This window comes from Clostridioides difficile ATCC 9689 = DSM 1296, assembly GCF_001077535.1.
GTDB classification, from domain to species: Bacteria; Bacillota; Clostridia; order Peptostreptococcales; family Peptostreptococcaceae; genus Clostridioides; species Clostridioides difficile.
Genome location: NZ_CP011968.1, coordinates 982,802 through 1,000,529 on the forward strand (window position 1 = coordinate 982,802; position 17,728 = coordinate 1,000,529).

The 17,728-nt window shown below is 30.0% G+C and carries 16 protein-coding genes; 14 read left to right on the plus strand and 2 right to left on the minus strand.

Going from position 1 to position 17,728, the window contains the following annotated elements; all coding sequences use genetic code 11:
• The first annotated feature begins 308 nt into the window (after window positions 1-308).
• The 5 genes from CDIF1296T_RS04930 to CDIF1296T_RS04950 all read left to right on the plus strand — a co-directional run bounded on the left by CDIF1296T_RS04930 (window position 309) and on the right by CDIF1296T_RS04950 (window position 4,958).
• Entirely contained in the window at window positions 309-1,319 is a 1,011-nt protein-coding gene (locus tag CDIF1296T_RS04930) for a DUF4116 domain-containing protein (protein ID WP_018112772.1), read from the plus strand.
• A gap of 135 nt (window positions 1,320-1,454) precedes the next feature.
• Window positions 1,455-1,943, plus strand: coding sequence for a flavodoxin family protein (locus tag CDIF1296T_RS04935; protein WP_009888613.1), 489 nt, complete (start codon window positions 1,455-1,457; stop codon window positions 1,941-1,943).
• 175 nt (window positions 1,944-2,118) lie between these two features.
• Window positions 2,119-4,047 carry an EAL domain-containing protein gene (locus tag CDIF1296T_RS04940; protein ID WP_009895835.1) on the plus strand — a complete coding sequence of 643 codons (1,929 nt, stop codon included), beginning with the start codon at window positions 2,119-2,121 and terminating at the stop codon, window positions 4,045-4,047.
• A 176-nt stretch (window positions 4,048-4,223) separates the two neighbouring features.
• Entirely contained in the window at window positions 4,224-4,634 is a 411-nt protein-coding gene (locus CDIF1296T_RS04945) for a universal stress protein (RefSeq protein ID WP_003418487.1), read from the plus strand.
• A 21-nt stretch (window positions 4,635-4,655) separates the two neighbouring features.
• Entirely contained in the window at window positions 4,656-4,958 is a 303-nt protein-coding gene (locus CDIF1296T_RS04950; protein WP_003437569.1) for a PTS sugar transporter subunit IIBC, read from the plus strand.
• Window positions 4,959-5,174: 216 nt separating this feature from the next.
• On the opposite strand, the gene CDIF1296T_RS04955 is transcribed toward CDIF1296T_RS04950, so the two are convergent.
• Both CDIF1296T_RS04955 and CDIF1296T_RS04960 read right to left on the minus strand, forming a co-directional pair.
• On the minus strand, window positions 5,175-5,867 hold the full coding sequence (locus CDIF1296T_RS04955; RefSeq protein ID WP_009888618.1) for a FadR/GntR family transcriptional regulator: 693 nt from the start codon (window positions 5,865-5,867) through the stop codon (window positions 5,175-5,177).
• Window positions 5,868-5,892: 25 nt separating this feature from the next.
• Complete coding sequence (locus tag CDIF1296T_RS04960) at window positions 5,893-7,080, minus strand: MFS transporter (protein ID WP_009895838.1); 1,188 nt, start codon at window positions 7,078-7,080, stop codon at window positions 5,893-5,895.
• Between the two features lie 335 nt (window positions 7,081-7,415).
• Between CDIF1296T_RS04960 and CDIF1296T_RS04965 the strand changes: the two genes are divergently transcribed.
• The 9 genes from CDIF1296T_RS04965 (at window position 7,416) to rbr (ending at window position 17,700) form a co-directional block, all read left to right on the plus strand.
• Complete coding sequence (locus tag CDIF1296T_RS04965; protein WP_009895840.1) at window positions 7,416-9,293, plus strand: beta-glucoside-specific PTS transporter subunit IIABC; 1,878 nt, start codon at window positions 7,416-7,418, stop codon at window positions 9,291-9,293.
• Between the two features lie 309 nt (window positions 9,294-9,602).
• The gene (locus tag CDIF1296T_RS04970) at window positions 9,603-11,009 is read left to right on the plus strand and encodes a glycoside hydrolase family 1 protein (protein ID WP_009895842.1); all 1,407 of its coding nucleotides are present in this window, start codon (window positions 9,603-9,605) and stop codon (window positions 11,007-11,009) included.
• 27 nt (window positions 11,010-11,036) lie between these two features.
• On the plus strand, window positions 11,037-11,885 hold the full coding sequence (locus CDIF1296T_RS04975; protein WP_004454252.1) for a PRD domain-containing protein: 849 nt from the start codon (window positions 11,037-11,039) through the stop codon (window positions 11,883-11,885).
• 660 nt (window positions 11,886-12,545) lie between these two features.
• Complete coding sequence (locus tag CDIF1296T_RS04980; RefSeq protein ID WP_009888625.1) at window positions 12,546-13,238, plus strand: response regulator transcription factor; 693 nt, start codon at window positions 12,546-12,548, stop codon at window positions 13,236-13,238.
• Window positions 13,235-14,170 (plus strand): sensor histidine kinase, encoded by a 936-nt coding sequence (locus CDIF1296T_RS04985; RefSeq protein ID WP_021404140.1) that lies wholly within the window; start codon window positions 13,235-13,237, stop codon window positions 14,168-14,170. Before CDIF1296T_RS04980 ends, CDIF1296T_RS04985 begins: the two co-directional genes overlap by 4 nt.
• Before the next feature lie 147 nt (window positions 14,171-14,317).
• The gene (locus CDIF1296T_RS04990; RefSeq protein ID WP_004454245.1) at window positions 14,318-15,241 is read left to right on the plus strand and encodes an ABC transporter ATP-binding protein; all 924 of its coding nucleotides are present in this window, start codon (window positions 14,318-14,320) and stop codon (window positions 15,239-15,241) included.
• The gene (locus CDIF1296T_RS04995; RefSeq protein ID WP_021368501.1) at window positions 15,225-15,995 is read left to right on the plus strand and encodes an ABC transporter permease; all 771 of its coding nucleotides are present in this window, start codon (window positions 15,225-15,227) and stop codon (window positions 15,993-15,995) included. The genes CDIF1296T_RS04990 and CDIF1296T_RS04995 overlap by 17 nt, the downstream gene beginning before the upstream one ends.
• A gap of 9 nt (window positions 15,996-16,004) precedes the next feature.
• Window positions 16,005-16,787 (plus strand): ABC transporter permease, encoded by a 783-nt coding sequence (locus tag CDIF1296T_RS05000; RefSeq protein ID WP_004454242.1) that lies wholly within the window; start codon window positions 16,005-16,007, stop codon window positions 16,785-16,787.
• 376 nt (window positions 16,788-17,163) lie between these two features.
• The gene (gene rbr / locus CDIF1296T_RS05005) at window positions 17,164-17,700 is read left to right on the plus strand and encodes a rubrerythrin (protein WP_003418513.1); all 537 of its coding nucleotides are present in this window, start codon (window positions 17,164-17,166) and stop codon (window positions 17,698-17,700) included.
• Window positions 17,701-17,728: the final 28 nt, after the last annotated feature.

Sequence of the window (17,728 nt, forward strand, 5' to 3'; positions counted from 1 at the left end):
ACCCCTTACTAACCCGAAAACTAAAAAAAGAAAATATATCCAAATATAAGTGATATATAAATAAAGATGTTTCATATAAATTTAACTTTAAATATTCTGACAATAATATATATAAATATATTATAGTTAAAATATACCACATATTTTGGGTATTGTATACTGGAATTAGAGTAATTAATTTATTTTTTAACATACAAATGATTTTATGAAAAAAAACAAGACTCAAAAATTTTTATATTCTTTGATAGAATAAAATTGAGAGTAAATTTATTGAATTTTATAAAATTTATAAGGGGTGAGTCTAAGATATGCATGAAGATAAAAATGATATATTTGAATCAATAGATACTGAGGATTTTGATAATAAAACAGAAGAAGAATGTTTAGAGCTAGTAAGAAAAAATGGATTGAATTTAATATACATAAAAAATCAAACAGAAGAGATATGTCTAGAGGCTGTTAGACAAAATTGTAATGCAATAAAATGTGTTCAGAATCAGACAGAAAAAATATGTATAGAAGCAGTTAAACAAGATTGGAGAATGTTAGAATTTGTGGAAGAGCCAACAGAAGAAATTTGCATGTTGGCTATTAACCAAGATGGAACAGCATTAAAATATATAGAAAATCAGACAGAGGAGTTATGCTTAAGAGCCGTTGAAAAAAATGGTGCAGCTTTGGAGTATGTAAAAGAACAAACAGAAGAAATATGTATAGAAGCAGTTAGAAACAGCGAATTTGGATTGGCAAGAGTGAAAAATCAAACAGAAAAAATATGTATGGAAGCAGTTAAGCATTGTAGCTATAATCTAAAATGGGTAGAAAATCAAACAGAAGAAATATGTATGGAAGCAGTGAGACAAAATGGGCTTGATTTGAAATTTGTAAAAAATCAAACAGAAACAATCTGTTTAAGAGCAGTAAGACAAAATGGAATGGCATTAGAATTTGTAAAGGAACAGACTGTTGGTATATGCTTAAAGGCAGTAAGACAATATGGAATGGCATTAAAATTTGTAAAAGAACAAACAGAAGAAATTTGTACAGAAGCTATAAAACAAGATAAAAGAGCACTTAGTTTTGTAAAAGGAGATAAGGAAAAATACAAGGCTCTATATGATAATAATGAACCATTTGCAAAGAGATATGTTAGAAATGTAATAGAAAAAGAAAACAGAGCATTGATTAAAAAAGGAGAAGAAAATGCAAAAATCAAAATTGCAGGAAAACTTTATGATAGAGGCATGTCTTTTGAAGATATATCATATATAGTTGAGATTGAAATAAGCAAGTTAAAAGTGAGTTTAGGTGTTTTTTAAAGTAATAAATGTAGGTGTTTTTTATGGGAAATAGTTAATAAAAAAATAATCGACTAGCTCTTTGTAGGACAGCAAAATTAGTGATATAATTTGATGTATAATAAATTATTTTTATTAGATAAGGGGGAATTAAAGTTGAAGATTACAGTATTATACCAAACAAGAAGTGGAAACACAGAAAGGGTCGCTAAGCTGATAGAAGATGGAGCTAAAAAGGTGGATGGAGTAGATGTAAAGCTTATGAGACTTGATAATATTGATTTAGATTATTTAAATGAAAGTAAAGCAGTAATATTTGGAACACCTACTTATTTAGCAAATACAACTTGGGAAGTAAAAAAATGGTTTGATGAAGATTCAAAAAAAGTTAATTTAGCTGGAAAATTAGGAGCTGTTTTTGCTACATGTGATTATATATGTGGAGGTCCAGATGTTGCGATACTTACTATAGTAGGACATTTGATGGTTAAAGGGATGCTTGTGTATTCTGGAGGTGGTTCTTTAGGAAAGCCATTTATACATTTAGGACATGTACATTCAATTGAAGGTCCAGAGTTACAAGATGAGAAGGCTATAATATTTGGTGAAAGAATTGCTACTAAGGCAAAAGAACTATTTGCTTAATTTCTATATGCATAATAATGATTAGAGTAAATTTAGGGTTTTAATGGAGATTTGAAGTAAAAGTTATAAAATAAAAAATTTTCCATAAAATTACTCAAGATGAATTATAATATAATTATAAATAAATTATATTATTAAAATATTTAAAATCAAACGTCAATAGCGAGGGAAGTTTATGGTATGGCATATAGAATATGAGATTTTTTCTGCAATTATAGTTATTTTTTTAATGGTATACTTTTTTAGAAGTAAATTTATACCTACTTTACAAAACAAAATATATTGTGCACTTTTAATATTCTCATTTTTATTTATAATTTCAAATATTTTAGGTTCATTTTGTCTAAATAATATAGACAAAATTCCAATTTTTATTACTTTTTTATTGAATCAGATATACTTATTGTTATTGCCAATACCAGCAGCACTTGTATCATTTTATGTTATGGCTATTATTTATCAAGATATAAGGTATATGAAAAAAAGATTATTATTTTTATCTATACCACTTATAATTTGTATAATCTTATCTATTACAAATCCTTTTACGCATATTCTATTTGGATTGTCAAAAGAAACAGGTTATATACGAGGTTGTGGATATGTTGCAACTTTTGCATCTTTTTTCTTTTATGCAATATATTCAGCATTTTTATCTTTTAAATATAGAAAAGCAATGCATGAATCAAAAATATGGGCTATTAGAGGTTTTCTTATAGTTTCAATTGTGGCAATTATCTTACAGGCAATTTTTTTACAGTATCTTCTTACAGGAACTGCATGTGCATGTAGTTTACTTTTGACATATCTTTCTATGCAGAATCGAGGTCTTATTATTGATGACCTTACTGGTGTACTCAATAGACAATCTTTTATTCAAGAGCTAGATTTGAATATCAATACTGAACAATCAGGATTTATTATTACAATTGCGCTTGATGATTTTAAGTTTATGAATGAAACTTTTGGAACAAAAAATGGAGATATTGCACTAGAAGAAGTTGGAAAATATTTGATTCAGATACATGATGTAAACCATGTATATAGAATAGGGGGAGATATATTTTCTATTGTTGTCAATAGTCAATTAGGTATAGAACCAGATGATATTATCAGAAAGATAGAAGAAAGATTTAAAAAGCCTTGGCTAGTAGAAGAGATAAGTTTTAATTTAGCAACTAGTATTGCTGTTGTTTATTACCCAGAAAATGCAGAAACGACAGAAGATGTAATTGTTGCTATAGATTTCTCTATACATGAAGCAAAACGCTCTGAGTCAAGGCGAGTTGTTTATGCAGATGCGTCTATAAGTGAAAAGATAAAGAAGAAACATGTTATTAAAAATTGTTTAAAAGAAGCATTAAAAAATGATGGGTTTGAAGTGTACTACCAACCTATATTTTCTAATAGCAGGGGCAGGTTTACTTCAGCAGAGGCATTACTTAGGCTAGAACACAAAGAGTTAGGTTTTATACCTCCTGATGAATTTATTCCAATTGCAGAACAAACAGGATTGATTAACTCAATTGGATTAGTAGTCTTTGAGAAGGTATGTAGATTTATAGCTAGTGATGAGTTTGAAGATTTAAAATTGGATAATATAGCTGTGAATCTTTCTGTAGTACAATGTATGCAAAAAAACTTAGCTGATGATTTACTTTATCTTATGAATAAATATAATGTATCACCAACTAAATTTAAACTTGAAATTACTGAGACTGTGGCTATGGGCTCTTTTAATATAATTAAAGAAACAATGGAAAGATTAATTGATTTAGGTGTTAAGTTTGCACTTGATGATTTTGGAATTGCTTATTCTGGAGTTACTAATATGCTTTCTTTACCATTTTCAGTAATTAAGTTAGATAAGAGTTTGATTTGGTCTATGAATGAAGATAGTAGGCATAAACTTACAGTTGAGACGATTATAGCACTTATAAATAAATTGAATATGAAGGCTGTAGCAGAAGGTGTTGAAACCATTAAGTGTGCTGAAGATTTAATAGCTATGGAGTGTGAATATTTGCAAGGGTATTATTTTTCTAAACCAGTTCCAGAAGATGTTTTTAAAAATTTGTTGAAAGAAAATACTTTTACAAGTTAACACCCTTTATTTTTTTAATTACAACTTTGTTCATTGACACTGCCAGCGATATATTATAAAATTAACACAATAATAAATATTAAATTTATTATACATATTATTAATATTAATTAATGGAGTAAAGATTTATTATATATTTTATTTAATTATCCTAAAGTGAGAAAGGAAGATGTGACATGAATAAAAAGAAAATATTAGTGCCAATTGATGGGACAGAAAGAAGTATGCATTCTTTGGAATTTATAAAAGGAATATTTAAAAAAGATGAAGTTGAAGTAGAAATAATGAATGTAAAAGAACTAGTATTTATTGATGGCATATCCCTGGCTGAAGAGATAAAAAATTCTGAAAATTTAGGAAGAAGAATCTTGGATAAAGCAGCAGAGATAATGGGAGAGTATGATGTTAAAGTACATTTTACTTTTGGATATCCAGGAGATGAGATAATTAGAAAAGCAAAAGAAGATAATGTAGATTTTATAGTTATGACAAAATCTACTAAAAAAGGTCTTACAAGAATGATAGGTTCAGTAACAGCAAGTGTAGTTAAACAAGCAAAATGTATAGTGATGATTGTACCGGAGTAGAATTAGAAAGGTATTTGAAATATGAATAAAAAGATAGTAGCAGTTTGTGAAAGTGAAAGAAGTTTAAATTCTCTTAAGACAGCTGCAAATGATTTAGGATTTGATTTAGTTTATGAAATTCAAGAAAATGATAATATAAAAAATGAACTTTCTATTTATGATATAGAAGATGCATCCATAGTGTTATTTGTTACAAGTGATTCTATAGAAAGCATAGAGAAGATTGATAGATTTATAGATAGAGAATTTTATGAAGTTGATCCAAAGTATATAATAGAGGATGCAAAATCTATAGTAAGTGAAATTTTAATAGACTTAAATTAATCGTGGGTGTCGCACTAAGAATAGAGCGACGCCTTTTTATATATTTTACACAAGAAATAAAGAGGTTGTATCAAAATATAGATAAGACTCTTTTTCATTGTTGAAATGATGAAAATATATTTGATTTCATACAAAAAAGAGTACCTCATAACTAAAAAGTTCACTTTGAGACACTCCATTTTTATATGTTAGTTGCATTTAAGGTAAAATATAAGTTTAATCATGTTGAAATAACTGAATTACATCTTCTAAATGATTGTACATTGATGTATAACCTAAGTAAGAGTCTTTACTATCAAATGCCATCATTATCTTGTTATGGTGGCTAATCATATCCTTGAGAGAATTTCTATATTTAAAACCGAAGTATTGGTTAGAAGAAACTGTTTTAGGTATTAACTCATAATATTTTATAAAAATTGGATTATGAGAAGCTAAAATTATCTCTTTGTGAAATTGCAAGTCAGCATCATAACATTCTTCTATCAAACCATGAGAAACCTTATCCAATTCCTCTATTGACTTTAGGTAAGTATATTTTATTTTTTGAAGTTCTTTAGATGTAGCATTTAAAATTGCTAGTTTAGTAGCTTCGCTTTCGATAAGTTGTCTTGCTCTTAAAGATTCTACATAAAATTCTTGTATGTTATGATTTTTATAGATTTCACCATCATCAAATAGGTCAACTTTTTTAAATCCTTCAACTATAGGACTTGAATAAGGCACAGCTCTAAGTATTCCTTCCTTACAGAGTATATTTATGGCATTTCTTACAGGTATTCTACTTATGTTAAATAGGTCAGCAATCTTTCTCTCACTTGGTAATTTACTATTAATTTTAAAAGTTCCATTTAGAATGTTTAATTTAATATAATCAATAATTTTTTCAGTGGCATTTAAGCTTTTCATAAAAACTCCTAAACATATAATTTTTTTATGATTGTATTATATCATAGTTAAGAGTTAAATCTACTTTTTTATAATATGTATAAGACAGGATAGAGGCCAAAATAGCTATAATAGCCAAGATAAAGTATCCATATTGTATTGAAGTATATTCCGATATTTTACCAACTATCATTGGAAATACAGACATTCCTATAGCATAAATTGCTTGAAAAAAACCCATTGCAGTAGATTTCTGATGTTTTGGTACATTTTTCATAGACTCGCTAGTAAGGTAAGAAAGGAGTATACCTGTAGATATACCTGGTAGTACTTGTAGTACAAATATTATATTAATATTTTTTATTGTTGGGACTAAAAAGCAATAGGCTGAAACTAAAATAAAAACTAAAGGAATCCAAAATTTTGGTCCATACTTAGTACAAAATTTAGTAGAAGCAAAGCCAGAAGAAGCAACAGCACACACCATGTAAAATATAGAAGATAGACCTATGAGGGTAGAACTAGAACCTAAGTTTTTAAGAATTTGAGTAGTAAATGACATTGTTGTAGACATTTGAATACCCTGTTGAATTAATGCCATAAAGGAAAAAAATACAAGTCTTTTATCCTTGCAGATAGATAAATATTTTTTAATTGATATTTTTTCAGGTATTTTTTTTGAATTATGATTTTTTATATTTAAGGCTAGAATCGTTCCAATAACTGAAGACAATACACTCATGATACATAAGGCTGTCATTCCTAATTTTTCATAAAATAAAGTACTCATAACAAATCCAATCAACATTCCTAGATTGTTTACCAATATTATCGTACTTGTAGCTTTTTGTTGATGTTCTGTAGAAAAAAAGTTGGTATAGTGAACCATGTAAGAAATCCAAGTTGATGATGATATTCCAGATAAAATGTTAGCTATAAGAAAACCATTGCCTCCAGGAGAAAAGACTCTTATAAGAGATGCTAAACCAGCAAAGAAAATTCCAGACAGTATAAATATTTTATGTTTATTTATAGAATCAGCAAATACTCCAACAGGAAGCCTTAATAAACATTGTGATATTCCATATGCACCTATTATTATACCAATCATATTTGTAGATACATTACATGCACTTAAATATGGATTTTGGAAAGGTATATATACATATTGTGAAAACCAGAAAAATGTAACAATAGAAAGTAAAAGTAATTTTTGATTAGATATTTTTTTCATATTATCCTCCATATGGTATTTTTATAATGCAAATAATATACCATTTAGATTTTTTAATCAAGTACTTTCTCTATTAAAAAAAATTTAAATATATAATTATTATTTACAAAAAAATTATACTTTATAGTTGAATTAAGAAAACGCTTATGATACTATAAAGTTAACAAATTTGAATATATAACAGTAGACGTGTTACTGGTAATGCAGGCAAGATCGAATCAATTTTTATAGATTATCTATAGAGTACTATGGGTATAATCTATTTATTTGGTTCGATTTTTTTGTTTAATTGGCCATAAAACAAAAAGCCTATAGTTGAAAATGGAGGATTTTTTATGGATTATAAAAATATAGCTCAAGAAATTCTACTAAATGTAGGAGGAAAAGAGAATGTAAATGAAGTGACTCATTGTATGACAAGACTTAGATTTAAAGTCAAAAGCGCTTCTAAAGTGAATAAGGATAAATTATCTAAAACTGAAGGAGTAATAACTGTTGTTGAGAGTATGGGTCAAATACAAGTTGTAATTGGAAATAAAGTAAAAAAAGTATATGACGAGGTTATAAAAATTGTACCTCAATCAAATAACGTAGGTAAAAAGAATGAAAGTCAAGAAAACCAAGGTATAATTAATTCTATATTATCAGCAGTAGCTGGTATATTTACACCTACAATACCTGCTATAGCAGGGGTTGGTATGATTAAAGGTATTTTATCAGTTCTTGCTATGTATTATATGAATAAAAATGGAGTAGATATAAAAGAAACGCAAAGCTATATTATCTTAAATGCTATGGCTGATTCTATATTCTATTTTATGCCTATTATACTAGGATATACTGCGGCTAAAGTATTTAATGCAAATAAAATAATATCTATGGTATTAGGAGCTACACTTTGTTATCCAACTTTTACTGCTTTGATGGCAGGTGAAGAATCTGTTAGATTTTTAGGATTGGCAGTAACAAAAGCTACGTATACATCATCTGTTATTCCAATAATTATTGCTATATGGGCTCTTTCATACGTTGAAAAAGTATTAGAAAAGTATATACCTGAGATAATTAAAATAATAATGGTTCCAACTTTATCATTGGTTGTAATGTTACCTGCAACATTATTTTTATTTGGACCAATCGGAATTTATATAGGAAATGTCATAAACTTTTCTTATAAGTATATTTATGAATTAAGCCCAGCATTGTGTGGAGCATTTGTAGGTGGGTTATGGTGTGTGTTGGTTATATTTGGTGCTCATAGAGCATTATTACCAATAGGTATAAGTGATGTTGCTCAAACAGGAAGACAGAATCTATTGGCGTTTGCAGGAGCTGCAAACTTTTCACAAGCAGGGGCTGCTCTAGGAGTATTCTTTAAAACTAAAAATCAAGGACTAAAAACAATTTCTATGTCTGCAACTATAACAGCTTTATTTGGTATAACTGAACCTGCAATATACGGTGCCAATCTTAGATTAAAAAAACCTATGGTATGTGCCGTAATATGTGGTGCATTTGGAGGTGCGATAATGGGAATGGGTGGAGCTTATGGTAATGCATTTGCAAACCAAGGTGTTTTAACTATACCTGTATATGCTGAAGCAGGTGCATTAGGTTTCTTAAGTTATCTAGGTGGTTGTGCTATAGCATTTTTTGGTTCAGCTATTTCAACTTATCTAGTTGGATTTGAAGATTTGGAAGAGTCTTCTAATAAGGAAAATTCATCTATAAAAGTAGAAACGAAGGATGGTGTTATTGATATAACTTCACCTGTAGAGGGCGAATGTATAGAATTGTCAGAAGTAAAGGATGATGTATTTGCTTCAAAAGCTATGGGAGAAGGTATAGCTGTGTTACCTACAAAAGGAGTAATAACAGCCCCTACTGATTGTGAAGTAGCTTCTTTATTTCCAACATTACATGCAATAGGATTAAAATTAGATAATGGAGCAGAAATGTTAATACATGTTGGAATCAATACAGTAGAGTTAAATGGTAAATACTTTACAAAACATGTTAATCAAGGAGATTTAGTGAAAAAAGGTGATAAACTTATATCCTTTGATATAGATAAAATAAAAAAGGCTGGTTATGATGTAACTACGCCAGTTATAGTAAACAATACATTTGATTTTGGGCAAGTAGTTTCTTGTAAATCTAGTTATGTTTCAACCAATGATAATATAATTTCATTAGTATTAGCTGGTAATTAAGTTAATTTGACTAGAGATAAGTAAATTGATTTAAAAGGAAATAAGTAAATCAACAATTAAATACATCTAAAAGTAAGTTTATTGCAATGAATTGTTAAAGAAAATAATTAATATGGAGTAAATCTATTGCAATGAAGTAACAAAGAAAATAATTAATATAGAGTAAGTTTATTGTAATGAATTGTTAAAGAAAATAATTAATATAGGGTAAATCTATCTCAATGAAATAACAAAGAAAAGAGTTAATATAGAGTGAACTTATTGCAATGAATCAACAAAGAAAATAATTAATAAAAAGGAGAAATATTTATGAATACAGGATTTCCAAAAGACTTTTTATTGGGAGCATCATCTTCTGCATTTCAAGTGGAAGGAGCTTGGGATAAAGACAATAAAGGAAAAACCGTAGCCGACTATAATTCTTTTAAAAAGTCTCATTTACAGGCAGATACTAAAGTCGCATCAGACTTTTACCATAATTATGAAGAAGATATTGAATTAATGAAAGAATTAGGGATGAAAACATATCGTTTTTCAATTTCATGGGCAAGAATAATACCAGATGGTGAAGGAGAGATAAACCAGAAAGGTTTAGAATTTTATAATAAGATAATAGACAAACTAATAGAGTGTGATATTGAGCCATTCGTAACTTTATACCATTTTGACCTTCCATTTAAATTAGTAGAGAAATATAATGGTTGGGAAAGTAGAGAAACTGTCTATGCTTTTGAAAGATTTGCTAAAATATGCTTTAAGCATTTTGGAGATAGGGTAAAGTATTGGCAACCTCATAATGAACAGAATTTAATTGTTAGAGTGGAGGAGAGAATTAATATATATGATGAAACAGATTCATGGAAGATAGATAAAATGCGTGCTCAGATGGATTATAATCTTTGCTTAGCACATGCATTAGCAGTCAATGCATGTCATGAGATGATAAAAGAAAGTAAAATTGGAGCAGCAGTATCATCATCTGTAACATATCCTCTTACTTCTAAGCCAGAAGATGTATATGCAGCTAGAATGAATGATAATTTTAAAGTGTACTATATGCTTGATATGCATCATTATGGAGAATATCCAGGGTATTATATGAAGTATCTTGAAAAAAGAAATATAGTTCCTCACATGGAAGATGGGGATAAAGAGATACTTAAAAAAGCTAAAATGGATTTTATAGCTGTAAATTATTATAGGACAAATTGTGCAGAAGCTTTACCTGAAGATTCACAACATTCATTTGGATTAAGAGAAGGAACTGTTGATTTTAGTATGTATGGACTATTTAAAATGTCAATGAATCCTAACTTAGAGGCCTCTGAGTATGGAGCAGCAATAGACCCATCAGGTCTTAGAGTTGCCTTAAATGAATATTGGCAAAGATATCACTTACCTGTTATAATAACAGAAAATGGTCTAGGAGCTAAAGATATATTAGAAGATGGAAAAATTCATGATGACTATCGTATAGACTATTTAAGAAGTCATATAAATGCATGTAAACTAGCTATTGAAGATGGTGTAGAGATGATTGGATATTGTCCATGGTCATTTACAGACCTTTTAAGTTCTTCTCAAGGTTTTAATAAGCGTTATGGACTTGTTTATATAAATAGAACTGACCATGAAATTTTAGATTTAAAAAGAATCAAGAAAGATAGTTTTTACTGGTATAAAGAAGTTATAGAGAACAATGGAATAGTAAAATAAACATAAATATATATTGAGGGTTTTAGTATGTACATTACAAAGGTATTAAATAATTCGTTGCTACTTGCAAAGGATGATAATGATGAAGAAATAATATTGATGGGGAAAGGCATTGGCCATAATTATAAGGCCGGGTCTGAGTTAAATAAAAAAGATATAGAAAAGATTTTTGTTCTTCATGATGAAAATATAAAAAAGAGTATTATACAATTGGCAACAGAAATAGATGCAGAATATTTTGGTATAGCTCAAATGATAATTGCATATGGAATAGAAAAATATAACTTAAAACTTATGAACCATATATATTTGGCCTTAACTGACCACATTGCCTTTGCAGTGAGACGTTTTAAAGAAGGTATAATGATTGAAAATCACTATTTGTTCGAAATCAAGGAATTTAATCCAAAAGAGTATGATATAGGAAAATATGCTATTACTGTTTTTAAGGAGGTTCTTGGTTTAGACCTACCAGAAGAAGAGATTGGTAATATAGCAGGCCATTTTATAAATGCACAACAAGATAATCCTTATAGTGATAGAAATAAGAGAAGTGCTAAAATTGTAAATGCTATTTTGCAAATAGTTCATTATCACTTTTCTATTGTATATAATAAAGAGTCATTTTATTATAGGAGATTTGTAATGCATCTAAAGGCCTTTTCACAAAGATTTCTGGCTAATGAACCATCAAGAGAAAAAATAGATTTTATATATGAGCAAGTTCAAAAAAATTGTAAGGAAGAGTATGAATGTGTGAAAAAGGTAGGAGCTTATATGTATAAGGAATACTCCAGAGAATTACCAAGACAAGAGGAGTTATATTTGATGATTCATATTCATAAGATTTTAGGAGAATTATGCGAAAATAGTTAGAATATCTTAATATGCTAGTAATATTATAAAAAATTAAAAATTAACTGCACTTTAAATATGAATAATTGCATTACTTAAGGGGGTTGTCTTAAAATTGATTTTTTTAATTAAATTTGAAGCTCAACTCCTTTTTTAAACCTTTATATCATTACAACTTTAATGTTTATACGCCTGTACTTTAGATGTATATCTACTTTTTACATTTCTCAACATGCAAACCTACCATTTTTTGCAGTATGTTAATTGAAATAAACCATTGAGTTAACCCTAAATTTATTCTGGACTTATAGGAATAGTTCCAAAGATACTTTAAAATATTTTCTGGAATAATTGCTTATTTCACATATGTTTTATTGTGATGTTTTGATTTAATAAATTCTTCAACTCTGTATATAGTAAATGTATTATCATGTTTGTTTTATTCAAGCACACTTATAATACGCTTGATTTTTTCACAATGATGAAATATACTAATGGGTGTTATAGGTATAAGAATCGCATTACACTTGAAGAAGTAAGTGATAAATGAGATATAAATCCTCATATGATAAACTACTATTTCATTGAGGAACATATTCTAAGTGATGTCAAGATACTACAATATGACTAAATTCCTAGTGATAAAAAAGTCTACGAATGAGTGTAGAAAGGGGAACTAAGATGAATAAAGTTTTAATTATAGATGATGATAAAGATCTTTGTATTTTGTTAAAAAAGAGTATTTCAATTGAACAGATTGAAGCAAACTATTGCCATTCTGGGAGAGATGGACTGGTTGAACTTTCAAAACAAGATTATCAGTTAGTAGTTCTAGACGTGATGATGCCAGGTATGGATGGTTTTGAAACTATGGAACAAATACGAAAATATAGCAGTATTCCCATCTTAATGCTGACATCAAAAAGCGATAATTACAGCAAAGTGCATGGATTGCGAGCTGGTGCAGATGACTATCTAACCAAACCATTTGAAATTACAGAATTTACTGCTCGTGTACTGTCTTTAATCCGACGTTACACCCGTTTTAATCCAAAAAATGAGGAGCCACAGCAACTTTCTTTCAAAGGTTTGTTGATTGACCTTGACCAGCATACAGTTACTACCAATGGCGAACCTATGTTGCTTCCACCCAAGGAATTTGGTGTACTTCTTTACTGTGCAAGGCATCAGGGTAAGATTTTGACAAAACAGCAGATTTATGAAGCCGTGTGGGGTGAGCCATATGTATATGATGACAGCAATATCATGGCTATTATCAGTCGCCTAAGAAAAAAAATTGAACTAGACCCATCATCTCCCATCTATTTGCAAACAATAAAAGGAATTGGGTATCAATTCAACACGGAGGTATGAAAATGGATGAACAAACGATAATTCTTTTCTTACTCTTGCTGTCGATTGGTCTACTTTTTCTTTCCATATTTGCTTTTTCCAAGCTTGGGCATATTTACAAGCGCCTAAAAGATATAGAGGAGATACTGGCTGATGTACAAATTGGAGACGAAAATCGTAAAATACTAATTAAGCCATGTGATGTTATGGCTCCATTGGTTTATCAGCTTAATGAGATTGTCTACGATTATGAAAATAAGTTACTTTCTCTGAAAAAGTCGGATAAAGCTAGCAAACAACTTATGACAAGTTTATCTCATGATGTTCGTACACCATTAACAACTCTGATTGGTTATCTGGATGCTGTACACAGTGGTATAGTTATCGAACAAGAGCGGGAGGAATACCTTGAAATCGCTAGGCGTAGAGCCTACGACCTCAAGGATTACATTGATGTTCTTTTTGACTGGTTTCGGTTGAACTCTGATGAATTTACGCTGTCAATAGAATCTGTGGAAATTGCAGAGTTGTCACGCAATATTTTGAAAGACTGGATTCCTATATTCCATGAAAAGAAACTGAATTTTGAAATTGATATTCCAGAAAATCGACTAATGGTAAACCTCGACCCAGATGGATATTCCCGTGTGGTCAATAATCTGGTTCAAAATGTTCTTGCTCACAGTAAGGCTCGGCAAATCAAAATTACCATGAGTGAGGATTCCAGAATGGTATTACTCCGTGTTGAGGATGATGGTGTTGGGATTGCCAGAGAAAATTTACCACATATTTTTGAGCGACTGTATAAGTGTGATAAAGGACGTTCAGAAAAAGGAAGTGGTCTTGGTCTATCTATTGTCAGTCAAATGGTGGAGCGAATGGGTGGTCAGGTTTCCGTAGAAAGTGAGATTGGAAAGTATACCGTATTTACAGTGAGCTTACCATTAATATAAAATTGTTTTTCCCCCATGTGACATGTATACACAGGGGGATTTTTTGTAAGTTATAAAGTTGCAAGGTTAATACAAGGTTGTTGCAAGGTTAATGTAAGATTGAGGTGGTATGATAACTTTAATAAACAAAGGAGGCTTTTATTATTTATGAATAATTTAATTATTGAAACAAAAAATCTCACTAAGCAATATGGTGCTCAAAAGAGCGTTTCTAATTTGAATATTCACGTTCAGAAAGGTCGCATTTACGGATTGCTAGGAAGAAACGGTGCGGGTAAGACGACAACTATGAAAATGTTATTGGGTCTAACAAAACCAACTACTGGAGAAATTAAAATATTTGGTCAGGACATTCACAATAACGAGAAGAAGCTTCTTCCTCGAATTGGATGTTTGATTGAATCACCAGGGTTTTATCCTAATCTGACAGGAACAGAAAATCTCAAAATCTTTGCAAGGCTTAGAGGAATACCAAAAAAAAATGCAGTAGAATCAGCACTGGATGTAGTCGGTTTGCCAAACAATGACAAAAAGTTATTTTCTCAATACTCTCTTGGTATGAAACAGAGGTTGGCGATTGCTCTTGCCATTATGCATGACCCACAACTGTTGATTTTGGACGAGCCTATCAATGGACTTGATCCTATTGGTATTGCAGAAGTAAGAACATTTATTCGTGATCTCTGCACAGAACGAGGTAAAACTATTTTGATTTCCAGTCACATTCTTTCTGAAATTGCCTTGTTGGCAGATGACATTGGCATTATTGACCATGGTATTTTGTTGGAGGAAGAAAGTCTTGCCCAATTAGAAGAAAAAAACAGTAAATACATACATTTTGCTGTATCTGATGCAGCACAGGCAGCAAGGCTTCTGGAAACCCAACTTAACCTGAAAAATTTCAAAGTAGCAGATAATTACAATATTATGCTATATGATACAGATGTTTCTGTTGCAGAAATAAATCGTGCTTTCATTCTAAACAACATTGAGGTATCAGAATCTCATTTATGCGAAGATACTCTTGAAGATTACTTCAAGAAAGTAACAGGGGGTGAAGGAATTGCTTGATATAATTTCATGTGAATTTTCAAAACTCAAGCGGTTAAAATTTATACTGATTTCTATTTTAGGTGCTTGCTTATTTCCAATTCCCGCAACAATTTTGATTGCAAAGGATAACTTGCCCTTTGAGCAATTGTTCAAATTAGTTGTCAATTTTGGATATTTTTTGCTATTACCAATTGTATTAAGTATTGTTGCTAGCCAACTATTTTTTATAGAAAGAGATAATGATGTATTAAAAAATCTTGCAACAGTGCCAGTGCCAAAAGGAAAACTGGCTCTGGCAAAATTGGCTGTGTTGCTGTTTATATCATTGTTCTACTCTGTTGCAGGGTTAGGAGCTACTATCATTGGAGGTTTCATTGTTGGAATAGTAGAGGGGGTTGCTGTAAAATTAGGAATGAGCATTGCTTTTGGAATTATGTTTTTTGTTACTGTACTTCCTGTTGTGGTACTCATTGTATATTTCAATCGCAGCTATATTTTTTCTATTATACTTTCTTTTGTATATGCTATTTTCAATTTTAGTATATCCTTAAATATTATCAATTTTGAACCAAATAACCCAATATTAAGTGTATTACCTGCTCCTGTTATAATGCGTTGGTGGATGGCATTTTGGGGAGATCCCACTGGCGAATACACGGCACTTAGACAGCCATATTTGCTCTCAACTCCTGCTTGTGTAGGTATTTTATGTTTGATAACCATTATAGCAGTCCTGCTGATTTGTATGATATACAAAAAGCAGGAGAATTAGGAGGTATCTATGCTTGATATAATTACTACAGAATTTCAAAAAATAAAAAGATATAATATTCTATGGATTGGTGTTGTTGCTGTTCTGTTTTCAGCACTATTGGCAGTTTTTCAGGTTGTAAGTTCACACGGCAGTGACCCTCTAACGTATGAGAGCTTTGCAAACGGAGTTATCTGGAATAATTTCAGTCTTAGTTTTCCATTTGGGATTACACTTATTGGAGGATATCTTATTAACCGTGAATATACAGACCAAACCTTAAAAAACATCCTAACTGTTCCTATTTCATTACGCAAATTGCTAGTGGGAAAATTAATTGCGGTTGGAGGAATTACTGTATTGTTAAGTCTTTTCAGCTTCTTATGCACATTTATTTTGGGGTTGTTATTTTGTAATATCAATATATCTGTTACACTCGTTGTAAAATCCTTAGTTCAGATTTTGTCTGTTAATCTGTATTGTTATGTTGCTGTTTTGCCGATTATTGCTTATTTTGGTCGTAAACAAAATGCATTTCTGACAGGTGTAGGGATTGCATTTGTATACGGTTTTTGTGGTGTGTTTGTTGCTGGAAGAAATCTGACAGACTTTTATCCAATCACAGCAGGTCTTGGTCTAGTTGGATACAACAATGGTGCTGGTACTGTTTATCAGCCACTTATCGGTGCTATGACTTTGATTGTAATTCTAATCTTGACAACTATTCTACTTGTATTTACACCTAATTATGATAAAGTTATGACCATATCTAAGAAAAAAGGGATAAAGCATAAAAAGTATTCTCATAAATAACATAAATATTGTTTCTATTATTTAAGTTGCTAGACAGTGAAAAGAAAAAATCTGTCGTACAGTGGCTATATGCTCATGTATTCAAGAAGCTACAGTTTTGATTTTTCATAACTGTAGCTTCTTTTTGTATTTATTAAATCACGACTATCATAATACTTGCAATAGGTATAGCGACAAGAGAGAGTACTGTCATATGTGTTTTATATATTACATTAAGTATATTCTAAAATATATGTTTTAAATAATATATTTGAAAATAGGAATATTTAAATAAAAAAAATAATATTATATATAGTTGACAAAAATTGGCAAATGAGATACTATATAAATATAGAAATAGTAATCATTACTATTATTAAAAAGGGAGGAATTAATTATGAACTTAAAAGGAACTAAAACAGAAAAGAATTTAATGGCAGGATTTGCAGGAGAGTCAGAAGCAAGAAATAAATATACATACTACGCTTCAAAAGCAAGAAAAGAAGGTTATAATCAAATAGCTGCTATATTTGAAGAAACTGCTAACAATGAAAAGGAACATGCTAAATTATGGTTTAAACTTTTACATGATGGTATGCCTTCAACAGAGGAAAATTTAAAGGATGCAGCAGCAGGTGAAAACTATGAATGGACTGATATGTATGCAAAATTTGCTAAAGAAGCTAGAGAAGAAGGATTTGACAAGATAGCTTATTTATTTGAAGCTGTTGGAAAAATAGAGAAAGAGCATGAAGAAAGATACTTAAAGCTTTTAGAAAACTTAAATGAAGGAAAAATATTTAAAAGAGATGAAGAAGTTGTTTGGCAATGTCAAAACTGTGGTCATGTGTATGTAGGTACTGAAGCACCAGAAAAATGCCCAGTATGTGACCATCCAAAAGCATATTTCAATATAAAAGCTGAAAATTATTAAAAATTATCATTATTAAAAAGGAATGTTA

What these genes read in the sequence shown, in the direction of transcription:
- CDIF1296T_RS05000 (WP_004454242.1), top strand. Translation starts at nt 16,005, where the DNA reads ATGCTTGATATAATTACTACAGAATTTCAAAAAATAAAAAGATATAAT.
- CDIF1296T_RS04955 (WP_009888618.1), bottom strand. Translation starts at nt 5,867, where the DNA reads ATGAAAAGCTTAAATGCCACTGAAAAAATTATTGATTATATTAAATTA.
- CDIF1296T_RS04930 (WP_018112772.1), top strand. Translation starts at nt 309, where the DNA reads ATGCATGAAGATAAAAATGATATATTTGAATCAATAGATACTGAGGAT.
- CDIF1296T_RS04950 (WP_003437569.1), top strand. Translation starts at nt 4,656, where the DNA reads ATGAATAAAAAGATAGTAGCAGTTTGTGAAAGTGAAAGAAGTTTAAAT.
- CDIF1296T_RS04975 (WP_004454252.1), top strand. Translation starts at nt 11,037, where the DNA reads ATGTACATTACAAAGGTATTAAATAATTCGTTGCTACTTGCAAAGGAT.
- CDIF1296T_RS04990 (WP_004454245.1), top strand. Translation starts at nt 14,318, where the DNA reads ATGAATAATTTAATTATTGAAACAAAAAATCTCACTAAGCAATATGGT.
- CDIF1296T_RS04985 (WP_021404140.1), top strand. Translation starts at nt 13,235, where the DNA reads ATGAAAATGGATGAACAAACGATAATTCTTTTCTTACTCTTGCTGTCG.
- rbr (WP_003418513.1), top strand. Translation starts at nt 17,164, where the DNA reads ATGAACTTAAAAGGAACTAAAACAGAAAAGAATTTAATGGCAGGATTT.
- CDIF1296T_RS04945 (WP_003418487.1), top strand. Translation starts at nt 4,224, where the DNA reads ATGAATAAAAAGAAAATATTAGTGCCAATTGATGGGACAGAAAGAAGT.
- CDIF1296T_RS04980 (WP_009888625.1), top strand. Translation starts at nt 12,546, where the DNA reads ATGAATAAAGTTTTAATTATAGATGATGATAAAGATCTTTGTATTTTG.
- CDIF1296T_RS04960 (WP_009895838.1), bottom strand. Translation starts at nt 7,080, where the DNA reads ATGAAAAAAATATCTAATCAAAAATTACTTTTACTTTCTATTGTTACA.
- CDIF1296T_RS04965 (WP_009895840.1), top strand. Translation starts at nt 7,416, where the DNA reads ATGGATTATAAAAATATAGCTCAAGAAATTCTACTAAATGTAGGAGGA.
- CDIF1296T_RS04940 (WP_009895835.1), top strand. Translation starts at nt 2,119, where the DNA reads ATGGTATGGCATATAGAATATGAGATTTTTTCTGCAATTATAGTTATT.
- CDIF1296T_RS04970 (WP_009895842.1), top strand. Translation starts at nt 9,603, where the DNA reads ATGAATACAGGATTTCCAAAAGACTTTTTATTGGGAGCATCATCTTCT.